Source organism: Streptomyces sp. NPDC043746, from assembly GCF_056436485.1.
The window spans coordinates 1-16,094 of sequence record NZ_JBWKCM010000037.1; the positions used below are offsets into that span (position 1 = coordinate 1).

7 protein-coding genes and 3 pseudogenes are annotated in these 16,094 nt (G+C 68.7%); 2 read left to right on the forward strand and 8 right to left on the reverse strand.

What is annotated here, in order from left to right:
- Positions 1–113 precede the first annotated feature (113 nt).
- Positions 114–212 (forward strand): annotated as a pseudogene (locus AC0682_RS28325) (IS5/IS1182 family transposase); the annotation flags it as partial.
- Positions 213–1,246: 1,034 nt separating this feature from the next.
- Here the strand turns inward: AC0682_RS28325 and AC0682_RS28330 are convergent.
- Positions 1,247–2,380 (reverse strand): hypothetical protein, encoded by a 1,134-nt coding sequence (locus AC0682_RS28330; RefSeq protein WP_478535973.1) that lies wholly within the window; start codon positions 2,378–2,380, stop codon positions 1,247–1,249.
- A gap of 656 nt (positions 2,381–3,036) precedes the next feature.
- Between AC0682_RS28330 and AC0682_RS28335 the strand changes: the two are divergent.
- Positions 3,037–3,256: pseudogene (locus AC0682_RS28335) on the forward strand (hypothetical protein); the annotation flags it as partial.
- Positions 3,257–3,422: 166 nt separating this feature from the next.
- Here the strand turns inward: AC0682_RS28335 and AC0682_RS28340 are convergent.
- The 7 genes and pseudogenes from AC0682_RS28340 to AC0682_RS28370 form a co-directional block, all read right to left on the reverse strand.
- A complete protein-coding gene (locus AC0682_RS28340; RefSeq protein ID WP_478536013.1) occupies positions 3,423–3,581 on the reverse strand; it encodes a hypothetical protein in 159 nt (52 codons plus the stop codon).
- Between the two features lie 419 nt (positions 3,582–4,000).
- Positions 4,001–4,765, reverse strand: a complete 765-nt coding sequence (locus AC0682_RS28345; RefSeq protein ID WP_478535974.1) for a WD40 repeat domain-containing protein — start codon at positions 4,763–4,765, stop codon at positions 4,001–4,003.
- On the reverse strand, positions 4,753–8,526 hold the full coding sequence (locus AC0682_RS28350; protein WP_478535975.1) for a caspase, EACC1-associated type: 3,774 nt from the start codon (positions 8,524–8,526) through the stop codon (positions 4,753–4,755). Before AC0682_RS28350 ends, AC0682_RS28345 begins: the two co-directional genes overlap by 13 nt.
- A complete protein-coding gene (locus AC0682_RS28355; RefSeq protein ID WP_478535977.1) occupies positions 8,523–8,918 on the reverse strand; it encodes an effector-associated constant component EACC1 in 396 nt (131 codons plus the stop codon). Before AC0682_RS28355 ends, AC0682_RS28350 begins: the two co-directional genes overlap by 4 nt.
- 583 nt (positions 8,919–9,501) lie before the next feature.
- Positions 9,502–12,153, reverse strand: a complete 2,652-nt coding sequence (locus tag AC0682_RS28360; protein ID WP_478535978.1) for an RICIN domain-containing protein — start codon at positions 12,151–12,153, stop codon at positions 9,502–9,504.
- A 42-nt stretch (positions 12,154–12,195) separates the two neighbouring features.
- Positions 12,196–14,559, reverse strand: coding sequence for a non-reducing end alpha-L-arabinofuranosidase family hydrolase (locus tag AC0682_RS28365; protein ID WP_478535979.1), 2,364 nt, complete (start codon positions 14,557–14,559; stop codon positions 12,196–12,198).
- 404 nt (positions 14,560–14,963) lie between these two features.
- Positions 14,964–15,188: pseudogene (locus tag AC0682_RS28370) on the reverse strand (transcriptional regulator); the annotation flags it as partial.
- Positions 15,189–16,094: the final 906 nt, after the last annotated feature.

Sequence of the window (16,094 nt, forward strand, 5' to 3'; positions counted from 1 at the left end):
CCGGATGATCGGGAAACCATCACGTCCGGTTCGGCGGGAGGCCGCGCGGAAAAGGACCTGCCTCAGCAGACACCTCGCCGCGCGGCCGACCCAACGGCCTGGCTCGCCGGATCCGACGACTCCACCGACGCTACGAACGCAAGGCCGACCACTTCCTCGCCTTCACCAGCATCGCCTGCACCCTCATCTGCTACCGCAGGCTCGCCAAATGAGATGAACTTTTGAGGAGGCGTAGACGCCGGTTCCTCGCGTACTGCTCTCCGTCTCGCTTGCCGGACCCGCACCATCTGGCAGTACTGGCGCGTCCCGGCTTTGTCGGGGCTGCTTCCCGCCCTCCCCGGCACCTCCCGGTTCAGGCTGCCCCCAGCTTCAACCGCCCTGCTGCGACAGGGCGATGGTGGTGGTCTTTCACCTCCACTCGAACAACAAGCGCCTCACGGCGCACACTCCGGCAAACACAAGAAGCACAGCATGAACGTCCAGGTCCTCACCGACCCGAGCCCATCACACTCGCCCGCGTCGACCTCGGCCTGCTTGACCCAGTCCCGCACCGCGGTCTCGGTCATATCGAAGTTCTTGGCGATCTGACCGACCGAGCGGTTACCGCGCCGGCACAGCTCATCTCGACCTTGAACTCCGACGTGGCGAACGGTGAGGGCGAGGCTTCTTCTTGCCCATCCTCTCCATGGTGGACACCCTCCCGGGGCTGAACCCCTGATCTCAAATGTCCGTCAAAGAGGATCAAGCCCAGTGCCGAGGAGTCCGATCACATGGCCACGTCGAGCCGGCGCCGGGACGCGAACCGGATGCTGTCGGACGCCGGCGTCCGGCCCAGGGTCACTCAGGTCTGCTTCGACCAGGAGACGCTGAGCTGCATAACCGGCGCGAAACGCCCGCTCGTGCAGGACCGAGCGAACACCGGCAGCGTGGGCTTCCGGGGCCTTGGCGCCCGCGCGTGTCGCCCGCCGAAGAAGCCCCGCAAAGGGCTGGCCGCGTACACGGAAACCCCCCGACCGGCGGCACATGGCGCCACCACGGGCTGTACACGCAAAAAAGGCTGCCACTGCTTCGCGTCGAGCCGAGCGCCGAGGAATGCTGATGGCCGGCACGGCTATCAACCCAGTGGGAAGCCCAGTCGCGGTGCTCGTGTGTCGTCACTACGGGGTCCGGAGACAGGCCGGGCAACAGCAGAAGCCCCGGGCCAACGGCCCGGGGCTTCTGCGTGAAGTACCTTACGTGCGTCCGTCTAGGACAGCATGTCTGCTTCTCCCGAACCTTTCATAGGGAAACGAAAGAGGTGGTTCGGGCCCGGTCTCTTGAGTGTCGGTACACCGTAGTTGCCAAAGGCTTTTGCGATAACGCGCTGCTGGCCGGTGCATGTGTTGTTCCATGCCGTCGCGAAAAGGTGCATGACCTGGATAGCCGATTGCATACCTCTCACCGGCGACCGATTTCCCTTTTCGGTCATTTCTCCGCCCAGGAAGTAGTTGCGCAGTACCAGTCCCGGGTCGCGTCGCTGGAAATTCTCCCCGGTGCCCAGCTGCGCGTACCACTGGTCCGGGACCTCGGGAGATCCGCACGCCTGAGTCGCCAGATAGTGAACGAGAGTGGTCGCACGTGCCGACGCCCGCGGGATCGGCTTTCCCCGCTTCACCGAGTGTCGGATTCCCGGGTGACGGTCCAGTACCGCCTTGAGCTGGTCATCCGACACCGGATACCGGTTCTTCCACTTCTCGAGCGGATGGTTCTCCCACATCCAGAGCAGGCGCAGAGCGGCGGACAGATTGAAGGCGTCCTTCTCGCCGGCGGCTGCGAACGTGTACGAGCTGCTGCGCATCTTCCCACGGTCGACCACATTGAAAGTGTCGCCCTCGATGCCACGCGCCACGCTGTAGCGCAGCGTGATGCCCACAATCACCTGAGCGGCCAGCCTGTGCTGTCCGTCGTACAGCATCCCCTGCTGGTCGCTCGCCAGCCCCTGATGTGTGGTTCTCCACTCTTTGCGGCGCATGGCGCCCGCCCATTCCTCGACCTTGCGTTCCTCCATGGTGCGTTGGTACCACGGGATTCGGAGCAGCAGCTCGCACGCATCCATCGGAGAGACGTCCTCGAACGACAAGGAGGGGGCGCCGGACCAGAGGCGGGGCGTGGGGCGCCAATTCATTTTGTAGAGCTTGCGCGTGAATTCTAGATACTGAGTGCCGGTCACCGCCTCGGGCACGAAGAAGGGCTTCTTTGAGCTTTCCGCTCGGATTTCCCACTCGTCGCCGTGCCGACTCATTGAGAATCCCGGACACGAGCAGACGGTTTCCACGAATCTGGCCATGCTGTACAGGGGTTCGGCGGTTTCTTCGTTCGCACTGCTTTGTGGCGAGGTCATTGTGCCCTTCCTTAGGGGTTTCGCAAGGCAGATAGTCGCTCTTTCCGGTGCGATGGGTCAAGCGAGTCGATGAGTCCGTGGCTGGGGGAACAAGATACGGGCGATTTAATGTGAAATTATTATTCAACATCGATTTAATGTTCGATCTTCGGGCCGGTTTTTCCGAGCACGTCGTTGGTGGCTGACGTCATCACGGATAGAGGTCTGGCTTCGCTGCTGCCGGACCTGAGCGGCGCGCTCCTTCCGGGCCGGACTTGACCCAGCGCCTCGGATGCCGCACGTTGCTCGGGGAGAACCGGCTGTAGGGCGTACGGAGGAGGACACGGGCGCCCTGGACGCCGACCTGGGCCTTCGTCGGAGGGGCGATGGTGGGGCACCGTAAGCGCGCTTCGAGCTTGGAAACGTGGATCCCGCACTGGTGCGCCTGCCTTGCAGGAGCACGATGTGCGTCTGTCTCTGCGGGCCTGCACCTGAGGATCCGTCTACGGTCACTCAGTGGCAGGTGGTCGAGCCGCTGCATCCGCGCCGAGTGGACCAGCCGCTGCGGTTCTTGCGCCGTGCTTGTCTTCGACCCGGTGGTGTACGCATATGGGCAGGGGTGCGCCTGGCGGTACGTGCCGCATGGCCTGGTGTGGCCTGCGGTCGCGAAGGAGTGAGAGGTCTCGCGTTTCGTCACGCTCGATTGGTCAGACCTCTGGGCCAACTTCCGCCCGACGAAAGCCGGTCTGCACGGAGTGAGCGCCGCGGTGGCCTTCGGTGACGCCGGGCTTGCCCCGGAGGCTGCGCCCCTCATGCGACGGCACATTCCCCCTCTCCGAGCGACGGGCTGCTCTCTGGGTCGAGACGGCCCGCGCTTACAGCCAGCAGGGCCGACTCGACCAGCCTCGGTCTTTCGTGACGGTCCGTCGGTTTCATCGGCGGGCCGTTTCGGCTTTTCGGGGTGCTGGTGGCCAGGCCGATGGCCTGGCTGTCGCGTCGGGTGGGCGTCGGGTTCTACGGCTCCGGTCGGGTGGTGCTGCTCGCAGGGACGGGAACAGGCTGGTCAGCCGGGGTTCGGGAGGGCTTCGAGTCGCGCGAGGGCGTCGGTGATCACCCTGGTCCAGGGCCAGTGGCGGGCGAACCTCAGGTGCCGACGGCGGCCGGTGGTGACGAGCTGGGCGGGGGTCTGCGGAAACTGCGTACGGTTAATGGGAGGAAGCACTTGACCTGCTCACCCCCAGGGTGGCAGTGCAGGCGTGATTCGCGTCATCGGCAACAAAGAAGCCCCGAGCCGTTGGCTTGGGGCTTTCTGGTGGAGCGGGTGACGAGCATCGAACTCGCGCTCTGAGCTTGGGAATCACCGCTGCCCAGCCAGGTAATTCGGCGTCCGAGCTGCGAAAACAGCCTCTGATGGGGCGATGCCGGCGGTCACGGAGGTTACCCCTGTTGACCGCGGTTCTCCGCGGCGAAGGGCACGGATGGGGCACGCTCGGTGAAAGTCCCGATGTGCTGGGGGGTACCCGGCGTCCGGTACGGCTGGTCCATGAACCGCAAGCTGCAGCCTGGGGCACACCGGCCCGGGTGGCGGTCGCCGGCGGGACGGAGGACGGCTGTGGGATGGGGGTGTGCGTGGGGTCGAGGCTACTGGCAAGGCGGTTGGTAGGGGCGGTCAGGTAGGTACTGCTTCCACTGCTGGCGGGTGATGGGGTCGCCGGCCGACGCACAGAGGCTGTCGATGTCCCGTTCCGGGTGGGTGGACCACAGTTCGATGCCGGCCGACGCCCTGACGAGGGCCAGGAACTCGCCGTCGGGGCTGAACCGGAGCGCGTAGACGGCGTTCGAGTTGGACGGAGGCAGGTAGTACTGCCGCTCTGGGGCCTTCGGATCGGTCACGTCCCAGATCTCGGGGCGCCTGTCGAACTCGTCCAACGGGTTCTGCCCCAGAAGAGCGAGGTGGGTTCCGTCGGGGCTGAAGGCGATCGGGCTGATGTAGCTGCTCATACGCCGGTGGTAGAGCTCGTCGGTGAGCCGGTTCCCCTCGAAGCGCCACAGCCTGAGCGTGCCCACGTCGTCGTACGTCGCGAGCATTTTGCCGTCCGGCCGGAACGCGACGTTCTGCCAGCGGCCGGCACCCGGTGTGGGGCGGCTCCATCGCTGCGCGGGGCGTGTCGGGTCGGTGAGGTCCCAACCTTCCAGCTCGCCGTCGGCGTGGGGCTGCGGAGCGTCGGGGTCGGGGAGTGGGGAGTCGGTGAGGAGGAGCGTCTCACCGTCCGGGGAGAAGACCAGTGACCTGGTCGTCGCCTCAATGCGGGCGATCTGCCGTGGGTGCCTGGGGTTCGCGATGTCGTAGATCTTGACGGCCGGCGCCTTGACGTTCCGGTCCCGCCAGCCGTTCATGTCGGACACGGCCAAGATGGGGGCGGTGGGGAAAGCGGCTCGCTGCTCGGTGGCAGCGCGGTGTCACGCAGCCGTACACCGACGTACTGCTGCTTCTTGCCCTTCTTGTCGGTTTCCTTCCCCTCGAACAGCTCCACGTCGGCGAGGAGGCGTCCGTCGGGGCTGAGGGCGATGTCCGCGCCCGTGAGCATGTCGGGGGAGCGGGTCGTGCCTCGGAGCACGGCCGATTCCGGCAGCTCCGTCACGTCCCACAGGTAGTTCACGCCCACTCCCTGGAGGGCGATCAGCGTCGTGTCGCCGACCTTCCGGAGGTCGAACCGGGCCCCGGTCCCGGGTCTCGAGGGCAGGAACGACAGGGCGCCCGGCCGGGCGGAGTTGTTGAGGTACGAGACGTGCACTCCCCGTTGAGTGGTCTGCAGCAGCCTACGGGGCGTTCCAGGATCGAACAGGACCGTTCCCGCCTCGTTCATGTCGGTGCGGCCGCCCGTCGCCCCGGACAGGATGGCACCGGGAACGAGGGTCCTCGCGTAGATCCACGTGTGCCAGGTGCCCGAGCAGCTCCCGACGACGTGCTCGCGGATCGGGCTGAACGCCACGGACGTCATGGGCGCACCGCAGGAGACGGACGTGTCGACCGCCGTGCCGCTCTCCTGCCCCATGCGCTGGGGCTTGGCCGGCGCGTCCAGCCGCCACAGTGCCAGATCGGTGCGGGTCTTCTTCGTGGCCGGTGCCGCGAGGATCCGTCCGGTGGGGTCGAAGGCGACCCGGTGCAGCGGCCGGGGGCCGGCCATGCCGGTGCGGTCGTACTTCTCGCCCTGGAGGACGGTGACGCGTTCGGGGCGCTTGGGGTCGCTCGTCTTCCAGAGCTGGATCCGGCCGTCCACGCTCATGCTGGCGAGGAGATCCCGCCGGTTGGACACCGCCAGGGAGTCCACCCGGGTGGAATGCGCCTGGAGCGTGGGCAGAGTCCTGGGCGCGGTCCGGTCGGCGATGTCCCAGACCCTGATCTCACCGGTCGTCTGGCCGCCGTACATGGTCCGGCCGTCCGGGCTGAGAGCGAGGGCGTGGACGCCGTGGTTCAGCCGGGGTGCGGCGGTCTGCCTCGGGCGCCGGGGATCCGAGAGGTCCCACAGACGCACCCATGCGGTCTTCGACCGGTGGTCGTCGTAGCCGACCGCGGCGAGAGTACGGCCGTCCCGGCTCATGCTGACCGGGCCGATGACTCCCGTCCCGACCCGAGCGGAGCCGCCCGGGAAGCGCAACTCGATCGCGTCGCCGACGGATATCGCGAGTATGCGGCCGTCGCTGTTGGAGGCGAGGTCGTAGGCGGGCTCTTCCGCGTTGATCACGCCCGGGGTGGTGCTGCTGTCGAGGAGGGCGCCACGCCCCGCTTCGTGGTCGATCCGGTACGAGAGCAGGCTGAGCTGTTTGGCCAGGCCGGGCTGTCTGGAGCGCAGGCTCTCGGCCTCGGCGGAGAGGTACCGGGCGAGGTCGCGGTCGGAGGCCTGCTGGGCCCGGCGCTGGAACGTGTACGAAGCGAACAGGCCGGTCCCGGCGAGCAGGACCAGCACCACGAGGATCACCACCGTCGCCCGGAGCCGGCGGATGCTCCGGCGTTCCCGCTGCCAGGAGACGTTGAGGAAGTCGGCGAGCACGGAGTCCGGTTCGACCCCGCTCGCCGGTGCGGACGCGGCGCGTTCCCGTACGGCGGCCAGCCGGTTTCCCCGGTACAGCAGCGAGGAATCGCGGCCGGCCCGCTCCCAGGCGACGGCGTCGGCGGCGAGCCGCTGTCGGGTGCGCAGCCACTCGCGGTCCGTGTCGACCCATTCGCGTAGCCGCGGCCAGGTGCGCAGCAGCGCTTCGTGGCTGATCCGGACGGTGACGTGGTCGAGGGTGAGCAGCCGTGCCCGGGCGAACCGGTCGATGACCTCCTGGGCGGCACCGATGCCGGGCAGGCCGTACAGCAGCTCGTACCGGTCCACGGGCTGGACGGTGTCGGGCAGCCCCTGCAGCAGGTCCGCACGGTCCACGGGACCGGTGCTGTCGGCAGGTCCCTCGCCGACGCGGACGAGCCGGGGCAGCAGGAGCCGGGCTGCCTCGCGGCCCGCCGCGTCAAGGTTGCCGTATGTCTCCTCCGCGGTGGTCTTGATGGCCTCTTCGATGCCGCCGGAGGCACGGTACTGGGCGACGGTGAGCCGCGATCCGGTGCGGCGCGTCCAGGTCGCCCACAGCACGTGGGAGAGCAGGGGCAGCGCCCCGGCCGCGGGCTGCCCGCCACCGGTCGCGCCGAACTCGTGCAGGATCACGTCGGCGAGCCCGCCGTCGAGCGTGAGACCGGCGGCCGCCGCCGGTCCCTCGACGGCGGCGCGGAGCTCGCCGGTGGTCATCGGCTCGACGAGGAGCTGGGTGTCACGTAGCGCGGTGAGCAGTTCCGGATGCGCGGCGGCCTGTTCGTAGAAGTCGGCCCGGAGGGCGAGCACCACCAGGGTGCCCGGCCGCCCTTCGCCCGACGGCCGGGTGAGCGCGGTCAGCGCGCGCAGGAACGCGGTGCGCTCCGCCGCGGTGCAGAGCGTGAAGACCTCCTCCAGCTGGTCGACCAGCACGATCACCCGCTGCTCCGGCCGGTCAGCTGTCAGTCGTTCGCCGAGTTCGGCGGCCCGGCCCGGATCCTCGCGCAGGAGGTCGACGGTCTCGGGCCACGCGCCGAGCCGTGTGGCCAGCCGCCGCAGCGGGCTGTCGCCGGGGGTGAGCCGCAGCGTCAGCCACGAGGCGGACCCCAGCAGCCCTCGCTCGCGCAGTCCGGCCGCGAGACCGGCGTTGAGCAACGAGGACTTCCCCGAGCCGGACGGCCCGACCAGGACCAGTGGGCCGGGCTCGTCGGTCCCGGCGACCGCCTCCAGCCTGTCGAGCAGCCGCTCGGTCATTCGGTCGCGCCCGAAGAACACGTCGGCGTCGTCCACCGTGAAGGCGGCCAGTCCCGGATACGGGCAGGGGCTCTGCGCCGGTTCCGTATCGTCGGGCGGCTCGTCGTGCCGCGCGACTGCCACCGGGTTGGGCGCGATGACGAGCTGTCCCGAACGGTCGCCCGCCTGGCGCCGGGGGAGCGGCCGCTGCCGGTCGCTCATCAGCCGGAACACCCCGTCGAACACCGCGTCCAGGGTCAGCTGCGGCAGTCCACGAGGCTCCCCCTCGGTCAGCAGCTCGATCACCGCTCCGGTGAACGCGGTGTGCTTCAAGTCCGGCGGTGCGAGGGCCAGATGTTCTGCGGACGCCATCAGGTACATCCCGTGTACGGGTGCCATCGCGAAGGGGTGGCCGGACGGTCCTGTGCCGAGCGATGCGCGCCCCGAGAAACAGCAGTCGAGCACGACGACGACGGACGAGGCCCGGCTGGCGCCGAGCGCCTGCCGCAGTGAGGAGAACGAGAGGGCCTGGTGCTCTGCCATGCCCGGGGTCAGCCGGTCGGTGCCGCCGGCCGCCAGGTACAGCTCCCCCTCGGGGCCGAGTAGACCGTGCCCGATGAACCACACGAGCAGAACGCTGTCCGCCCGCTGGGCCTCCTCGGCGACGGCCCGTGCCATGGTCTGCGCGTCGGCCGGGTCGAGCAGCGACCTCAGGTTCTCGTCCCGTACCTCACATCGCTGGATCAGGATTCTTCTCAAATCCTGGAAGGAGGCGGCGACCGAGGGGACCGATGACAGCAGCGGACCCTCGTGGTGGGCAGTGGCGATCAACAGGACCCGTACGCCCGGACCCGAGAGGTCCGTCACGGCAGCTGCCGATGCTCGGTCCGGTCCTCCTGCCGATCCACCAGCTCGATGACTTCGGCCACTTGCTGCCGCAACGCGTCCGCGTCGAGGCCGGCCACACGTGTCGCGGTCAACTCGACCGAACCGCGGTCGGGAACCGTCACCTTGATGCGCACGTCTCCCCGGCGGGTCCGCAGCCAGGCGACAAGGCCGGTGGCGAACGCTGTCGCCGCTCCGGCCGGCCCGAGAGCCACCGCCAACGCCTCGAGCACCGGCCCCAGCGTGCCGGCCTCCGGAGGCCGCTCCTTGCCGTCGACCCGGCCGCGTAACTCCTCTGCATCGGCCAGCCACTCGTGGAGGGATCGAAGGTGATCACCAGCCTTCGGCCCCTCCGTGGTCACTGCGAAGTCCATGGCTCCCCCGTCGTCGTCACCGACACGCAGGGCATGCACGGTGCCCCTGCTTTGGGCGAGGCTAGCGAGATCCCTCCGGGCTGACCAGAGGCACCAGGTGCTTCGCCCTTCGGGTCCGGTTTCCTCGTCAGGAATCCGCGGTCGCCGACTCCTCGGTGCCCTCCACCAAGCGCACCCGGCCGCTCGGTGTCTGCGCATGAGGGGGCACTGACCCAGGCCGGACGTCCCAGGGCCGACGTGGCTCGGAGCGCGTCCCGCCAAGAAACCGGTGCGTTGGTCCGGCAACAGCGAACCCCCAGGTCGATGGCCTGGGGGTTCGTGGAAGAGCGGGTGACGGGCATCGAACTCGCGCTCCGAGCTTGGGGAGCACCCGGCACCTGAGCCCGCGCATGGCGCCTGACCTGGAGGAACGTGCGCGGATGACCTCGTCCTGGATGCTTCCCAGGGCCCCTTGCGGCCCGAGGTTCACCGCCCCTGCACGCACGTCGTGGCATGGCGTCCCGTCGGGGCGGACAGGCGGCCCTCCCTCAGCCCAGGCGGGGCCGCAGGCCGTCGTGCCTGCGGCCCCGCGCGGGCATCGGGGTCAGGACGGATCGCCGTACTGGAGGCCGCGTCCGTTGGTGCCGACATAGACGCGCCCGTACGTGTCGGGGTCGCCGGTGATGACACCCTGGCTGCCGATGGCGCCCCACTGGTGGGCGTCGTCGTTGATGCGGAGCCAGGTCGCGCCCTTGTCGGTGGAGCGGAAGACTCCGGTGACGTCCTTGACCGTGCCGAGCAGGTACAGGGCCTGGTAGGAGGCGCCCGGCGCTGCCTTGCCGAAGCCGAGGGCGGAGGCGGACTTCACCGTGGTGAGGGTGGTGAAGGTGCGACCGCCGTCGGTGGAGTGCAGCAGCCCCTTGCCCCCACCGGAGATCCACAGGTCCCCGGCGACACCGGGGACGGCCGTGAGTCGCCCGGAGGGCAGGTGGGTGGCGCGGGCGGCGAAGGTCGCGCCGCCGTCGGTGCTGGCGTACAGCGTGCCGCCGTTCAGCGAGTAGAAGGTGTTGGCCGACGAGCGGTCGGCGACGACCACGGCGCCGGTGCCCAGGCCGCTGACCTTCGACCAGCTCGCCCCCCGGTCGGTCGAGCGGTAGGGGGCCTGCCCGTTCTGGGTCCAGACGATGGTGGAGCCGTCCGCCGCGAGCGCGACATGACCGCTGTCGGCGCCGGCCGCCGGCTCCGACGTGAAGCCGGTCCAGCTGCTGCCGCCGTCGGTCGAGAAGGCGCCGTCCTGGGCACCGCCGCGGCCTACGCGGACCATCAGCGTGGGCTTGGACTGGGCGAAGTCGATGGCGGTGCTGTTGGTCATCATCGGGTTCTTCAACCGCCCGGCGGGCACCTCGGTCAGGGAGTCGTGGCGGAAGCCGCCCAGGTCACCCATGGCGGTGACGACACTGGCGCCGCCGGGCGGGGCGATCGCGTCAAGGAGCGCGGTCTCCTCCAGCCCTCGGGTCCCCACATGCCAGTGGCTGGTGCCGCCGCTGTCGGCGGCGTCGGCGTTCTTGCTGCGCCAGATCCCACTGCCGGTGCCGTACATCGCATGCCCGGAGTCGAACGGGTCGATGGCCAGGGCGGTCATCCAGTGCCCGACGCCCTCGCCGACGTACGGAGCGGCGGCGGCATCACGCTTCGACTTCGCGCCCTGCGCCGTCCAGGTCGCACCGCCGTCGGTGCTCCGGTAGAACTCGTCCTCGGGCCACCAGCGGCCGAGGGTGGTGACCATCACCGTGGACGGCTTCCGCGGGTCGACGGCCACGCCGGAGAACCCGTAGTTGCCCTGGGACGGGGAGACGTCCTTCCACCCGCCGCCGGCCGGCGTGTGCTTCCACACCGAACCCGCTGTCACGCCGTTGGGGCCGAGGGCGTCGGTGTACGTCAGGTACAGCGAACCGTCACCGGAGAGCACGCCGTTCTGCGGCAACTGGCCCTTGGGCTGCCCGGGGACGGCCTGCCAGGTGCTGCCGCCGTCGGTGGAGCGGTACAGGGAGGAGGACTTGTCGGAGACTCCGACGTAGACCGTCCTGCTTGCTGCCGGGCCGTACGTCACGAAGGAGATGCCCGCGCCACTGCTCGCCCCGTCCTTGACGGGAAACGAGGAGACCTGACTCCAGGTCGCACCGCGGTCGGTGCTGCGCCACAGGCCGTTCTTGCGGGAGCCCAGCAGGAGGGTGTCGGGGTTCGCGGGGTCGATCGCCAGCCGTTCACCCGCCCCGCGGCCGTCCTCGTTGGCGCCCACCTTGAAGGGCAGATCGGTGCGCTGGAAGGTCCGGCCCCGGTCGCTGGAGCGCAGGATCGCGCCGTTGCCCGCCCAGTCGTTGGTGTAGGTACCCGCCGAGAGGTAGAGCCGACCGGGGTCGACGGGGTCGGTCGCCACCGAGTCGATGCCCAGCAGGTTCCAGTCCTGCTCGCCGACCCAGTCGGTCAGCGGGATCCACTGCTCGGCCCCGGTGTCCCAGCGGTACGCGCCGCCCATGTCGGTACGCGCGTACAGCAGGCCCTTCTCCTTCGGGTTGAACACCAGGCCGGTCACGTAACCGCCGCCCACCACCTGGGCGTTGTTCCACACGTACGGTCCTGCGGCGGGCTTGGTCTGGCCGTTGCCGGTCCCGGGCGACTGGGCCTCGGCCGTCTTCACCAGCTTCCACTGCTGGTTGGCGGTGCCCCGGTCGGGGTACTGGATGACTGCCGCGCCCTGCGCCTTGGAAGCTCCGTGGACGTCCAGCACCAGGCCGCTCCTGCGGGAGGTGAAGGTGACGGCGTCGGACCCGCTCACCTTGCTGATCCGCCACTCCTGCGAGGTGGAGGAGGTGTCGGTCTGCTGCTCGGCCGCGGCCGCCTGCTTGGTCGAGTCACCCGCGATGCCCAGCACCTTGCCGCTGTTGCGGTTCACCAGCTCGTAGTAGCCGTCCCCCGCGGGCCGCAGCTTCCACTGCTGGTTGGCGGTGTTCTGGTCGGTGTACTGCTGGATGCGTATGCCGTCAGCGGTGGAGAAGCTGCTGACGTCCAGCACCTTGCCACTGCGCACGGAGACCAGCCGGTAGTAGGCGTCGCTGTCGACCGTCGCGGCCTGCGAGTCCTCCTGGGTGAACAGGACGTACGGCACGACACCCAGGGGGATGGCGGCCAGCAGGGCAGTGGCGCTCCAGCGACGGCGGTGACGCCCGCGGCGCCCGCCTTTCATGGGGCTCTTCATCGGGAGGTGTTCTCCTTGGTGTTCCACGGTGGATCGGGCCGGTCAGCGCTGGAGGGTGAGGACACCCGGCCGGTACGGCAGTTGGTCGTAGGGACCGCCCGCGGTGGGGGACTTGCCCTGGTAGAGGAACTGCAGGTTGCAGGGGTCGATGGTCATGGTCTGGTCGGGGTTGTCGCGGACCAGGTCACCGTGGCTGACGTCGTTGGTCCAGGTGGCACCGCTGTTGGCCTTGCCCGCGAAGGGGTTGCTTTCGCTGTCGGCCTGCGGGGTCCACGAACCGTTCAGGCTGGAGGCCGTGAACGAGCGGAAGTAGCGCCCCTGCGCCCCCTTCGCCTCAACGATCATGAGGTACTGCTTCTGGCCCTTCACCTTGTAGACCTGGGGGGCCTCGAAGAGCTTGGCCTCCGTATCGCTCATGACCGTCGTGTACGACGAGCCGAAGCTGCCGGGGAAGTTCCCGATCGGCATGCTCGCCCGGTAGATCTTGCCGTTGTCACCGGCGAAGAACAGGTACATGTTCTGGTCGTCGGCGATCAGGGTCTGGTCGATCGGACCGGTGGGAGACCCGGTGATGCTGCCGGTGAACAACGGCCGCGGCGCAGACCAGCCGTTGGGGTCGGCGGGGTCGCTCGACGTGCGGTAGATGAAGGGCCACGACCCCCACTGGTACGCGAGGACCCAGATCTTCTTCGGCGCGAAGTAGAACAGCGTGGGCGCGACCGCGGGCTGGCTCATCGCCCGCTGCCCGGCGGACGCCATCTCCGACCAGTCGGTGAAGGGGCTGAACGTCATCGAGCCGTACGTCGACCCGTTGAAGTTCGACCCGTAGACCAGGTGCTTGCCGTTGTGCACCACGGTGGTGAAGTCCTTCAGCGAGGCCCACCCGTTCCCGGGCTGCGCCAGGGCACCGGTCGAATTCCACTTGTACGTCGACGGAAGCGCGCACGTGCCGCCGCCCGATCCGGACAGGGCGGTCCACTTCTGGTTGCCGACGCCCCCACAGGCGTGCAGCTGGATTCTGGTGCCGTTGGCGGTGGCCGCGCCGATGGCGTCGAGGCACAGCCCGGACTGGACACCGGTGATCGAGCCGTTGGCGTTCATGTTCCACTGCTGGTTGGCGCCGCCGTTGCAGTCCCAGACGACCACTGCGGTGCCGTTGGTGGTGCCCTTGCGCTTCGCGTCCAGGCACTTGCCGCCGTGGGTCTTCAGCTGCTTGCCGGCGGTGTGGGTCCAGCGCTGGTTGGTCTGGCCGCTACAGTCCCACAGCTGCGCCTGGATGCCGTTGGTGGTGGTGGAGGAGGCGGGGATGTCGATACAGCGGCCGGAGGCCACGCCTTTGATCTCCCCCGTACCCGTACCGTCGGCGGGCTTGCTCGGGGTGGTACCCGGGCCGGATCCGAGGGCGTTCATGACGGCGGTGTACGCGGGCTTGGGCTTGCCGTTCCGGTCGAACAGCAGGGGGTTCTCGCCGCTCCGCCAGGAGTCGCTGTCACGGACGCCCCACACCGTGATGCCGGTGCACCGCGCCACGGACAGGCAGGCTTTGACCGCGTCGGCGTAGTGGGTGGGCGATGCCTGGGCGATGTCCAGCTCGGTGACCTGGACGTCGACGCCCAGGGCGGCGAAGCCCGCCAGGGTGGTTGTGAAGCTCGCCGGCGGGCCCCCCGCCCCGAAGTGGCTCTGCAGCCCGACGCAGTCGACGGGCACGCCGCGGGACTTGAAGTCCTTGACCAGTTTGTAGACGCCCTGGGTCTTGGCGTCCGACCAGTTCTCGATGTTGTAGTCGTTGTAGCAGAGCTTGGCCGAGGGGTCGGCCGCGCGGGCGGTGCGGAACGCTTCCTCGATGTAACCGTCGCCGAGCACCTTCTGGAACACCGAGGTGCGGAGCTGCCCGCTGGGACCGTCCTGGAACGCCTCGTTGACCACGTCCCAGGCGTAGATCCTGCCCTTGTAGCGGCTCATCGTGGTGGTGATGTGGGTGTTCATCACGCTGCGCAGGGTGTTCGCGTCACCGATCGAGCCGACCCAGGCAGGGAGCTGCGAGTGCCAGACCGCGGTGTGGCCGCGCACACGCTGGCCGTTCGCCTTCGCACGGTTGACGATCCGGTCGGCGGGGCCGAAGTTGAAGGTGCCGCGGGACGGCTGCACGGCGTCCCACTTCATCTCGTTCTCCGGGGTGACCATGTTGAACTCCCGGTCGGCGATCGCGGTGTACGCCGAGTCGCCGAGCCTGCCGGCGGCCACAGCGGTGCCGAAGTACCTGCCCGAGGGGGACGCCTGCGTACCCAGGCTCGCGGCTCCGGCGGAGCTGGGGAGGAGCGTCATGACACCGGCCACCACCGCTGCGGCCGACAGGCCTACCGCCACTGTTCGGCGACGCCGGCTGAGCCGGTGCAGGCCCTTCATGATTCTCCTCGGGGGTCGCGGGTCACCCCGGGTGCTGTGATCGTGCGGGCGTGTCGCGTCATGTGGAGGGGCTTTCTTCCGGAGATACGTCAAGGGGGAAATCGGGGAACCTGCCACGCCGGCACGTCATGGTGAGCGGCGGGAGGGAATCCCACGCAAATGGAGGCCTCCGGACTCGGGGTCTCGTAACAGAAAAGTCGCGCTGTCCGGAGGATTGCCCAGTGATGCATCTCGCGGGCAGAAAGCGTTATGCCGAGCCCCGCGGCCTGGTCGTCGCTTTGGAAGGCGCGCCGCCCTGGTCACCGGTGACGGTCCTCGGAGTGGCGGCAGCCGTCGACGCTGCGGATCGAAGGTGGACCACCTGCTCAGTGAGCGGTTCTCAGGCCCAGAGGCCGCGATTGAAAATACCGGGAAAGATCGTCGTGCTGGCCCTCGGACAGCACGATGCGGTAGTAGCTCATCCGCAGCCGGGGCTGGTCGAGGTCGAACGTGGTCAGTCCCGACCATGCCAGGTGAAGCGGCAGGCTCACTGCGCCGTGCTCGGGGCCGGCGAGCTCGGAGGGTGCTGCGGGTAGGCGCCGGGCGAACCTGGTGCGGCGGAGATCGGAAAGGCTGGGCTGTGATGCCATACGTCGACTATCCAGGGAGAGGCCGCCGAAGCCGACCGGACGCATGCAAGGTGACCCAAACGAAGAAGCCCCTGGCCGTCGGCCCGGGGGGCTTTCATGTGGAGCGGGTGACGAGAATCGAACTCGCACTCTGAGCTTGGGAACCAGCGGTTCTTGAACGGCTCTGGTGGATCTGACCTCCATGTTTGGCCGAGGCGGGCAATGTCGGTGCGATCTCTGGGCACCGGGCTTGACCGCTGTTGTCCGCTCCGAAGGGCACGGATGGGGCACGAACGCGGTCACTGCGGGGAAACGGCTCTTGGCGTGTCACGCCCAAGCAGTGATGAGGTCGTCAGGGGCGAGGCTGAGGATGCCGTTGGCGCTGCTTCCGCTGCGGGCGACGGCGAGCAAAGGTGTGGAGTCGTCGGTGCCCGGCAGTTGGGAGCGGTGGGTGACGAGGCGGGCGAGGTCGTAGTTGTCGAAGGGCTTGCTCTCCAGCCACTTGATGGATCCGACGAAGGTGATCTTCTTGGCGATGAGAGATCGGTCGGTGCCGACGAGGTCGATTTCAGGGTCGTCTGTGCGGGTCCAGTAGCCGCCGACTGGATCTCGGTCGGCTTCGCAACCCCGAGCGACCGAGAGGCCCAGTTCCCATGCGCGCGGCCGCCGCGATCACTCGACCGAGACTCCCGTCGACGCACACTCCGCAAGGTCAGAACGACAACAGCTGCTTACCTGTACTTGGCCGTGACGCCACGCCATCGGATGACAAGGTTCGGCCGGACGTGTGACAGCGGCCGCCACAAGCCGCTGCCGGACGAACGGGTGTCCCAAGATCGGTGCCGCCGCCGTCTCCGGCGACATCTGTTCTCCACTGCGTCTGTGCCGTGTGATCGGATCGACCACGGCTGTTCGAGGAGTCTCACC

What these genes read in the sequence shown, in the direction of transcription:
- AC0682_RS28330 (WP_478535973.1), bottom strand. Translation starts at nt 2,380, where the DNA reads ATGACCTCGCCACAAAGCAGTGCGAACGAAGAAACCGCCGAACCCCTG.
- AC0682_RS28355 (WP_478535977.1), bottom strand. Translation starts at nt 8,918, where the DNA reads ATGGACTTCGCAGTGACCACGGAGGGGCCGAAGGCTGGTGATCACCTT.
- AC0682_RS28360 (WP_478535978.1), bottom strand. Translation starts at nt 12,153, where the DNA reads ATGAAGAGCCCCATGAAAGGCGGGCGCCGCGGGCGTCACCGCCGTCGC.
- AC0682_RS28365 (WP_478535979.1), bottom strand. Translation starts at nt 14,559, where the DNA reads ATGAAGGGCCTGCACCGGCTCAGCCGGCGTCGCCGAACAGTGGCGGTA.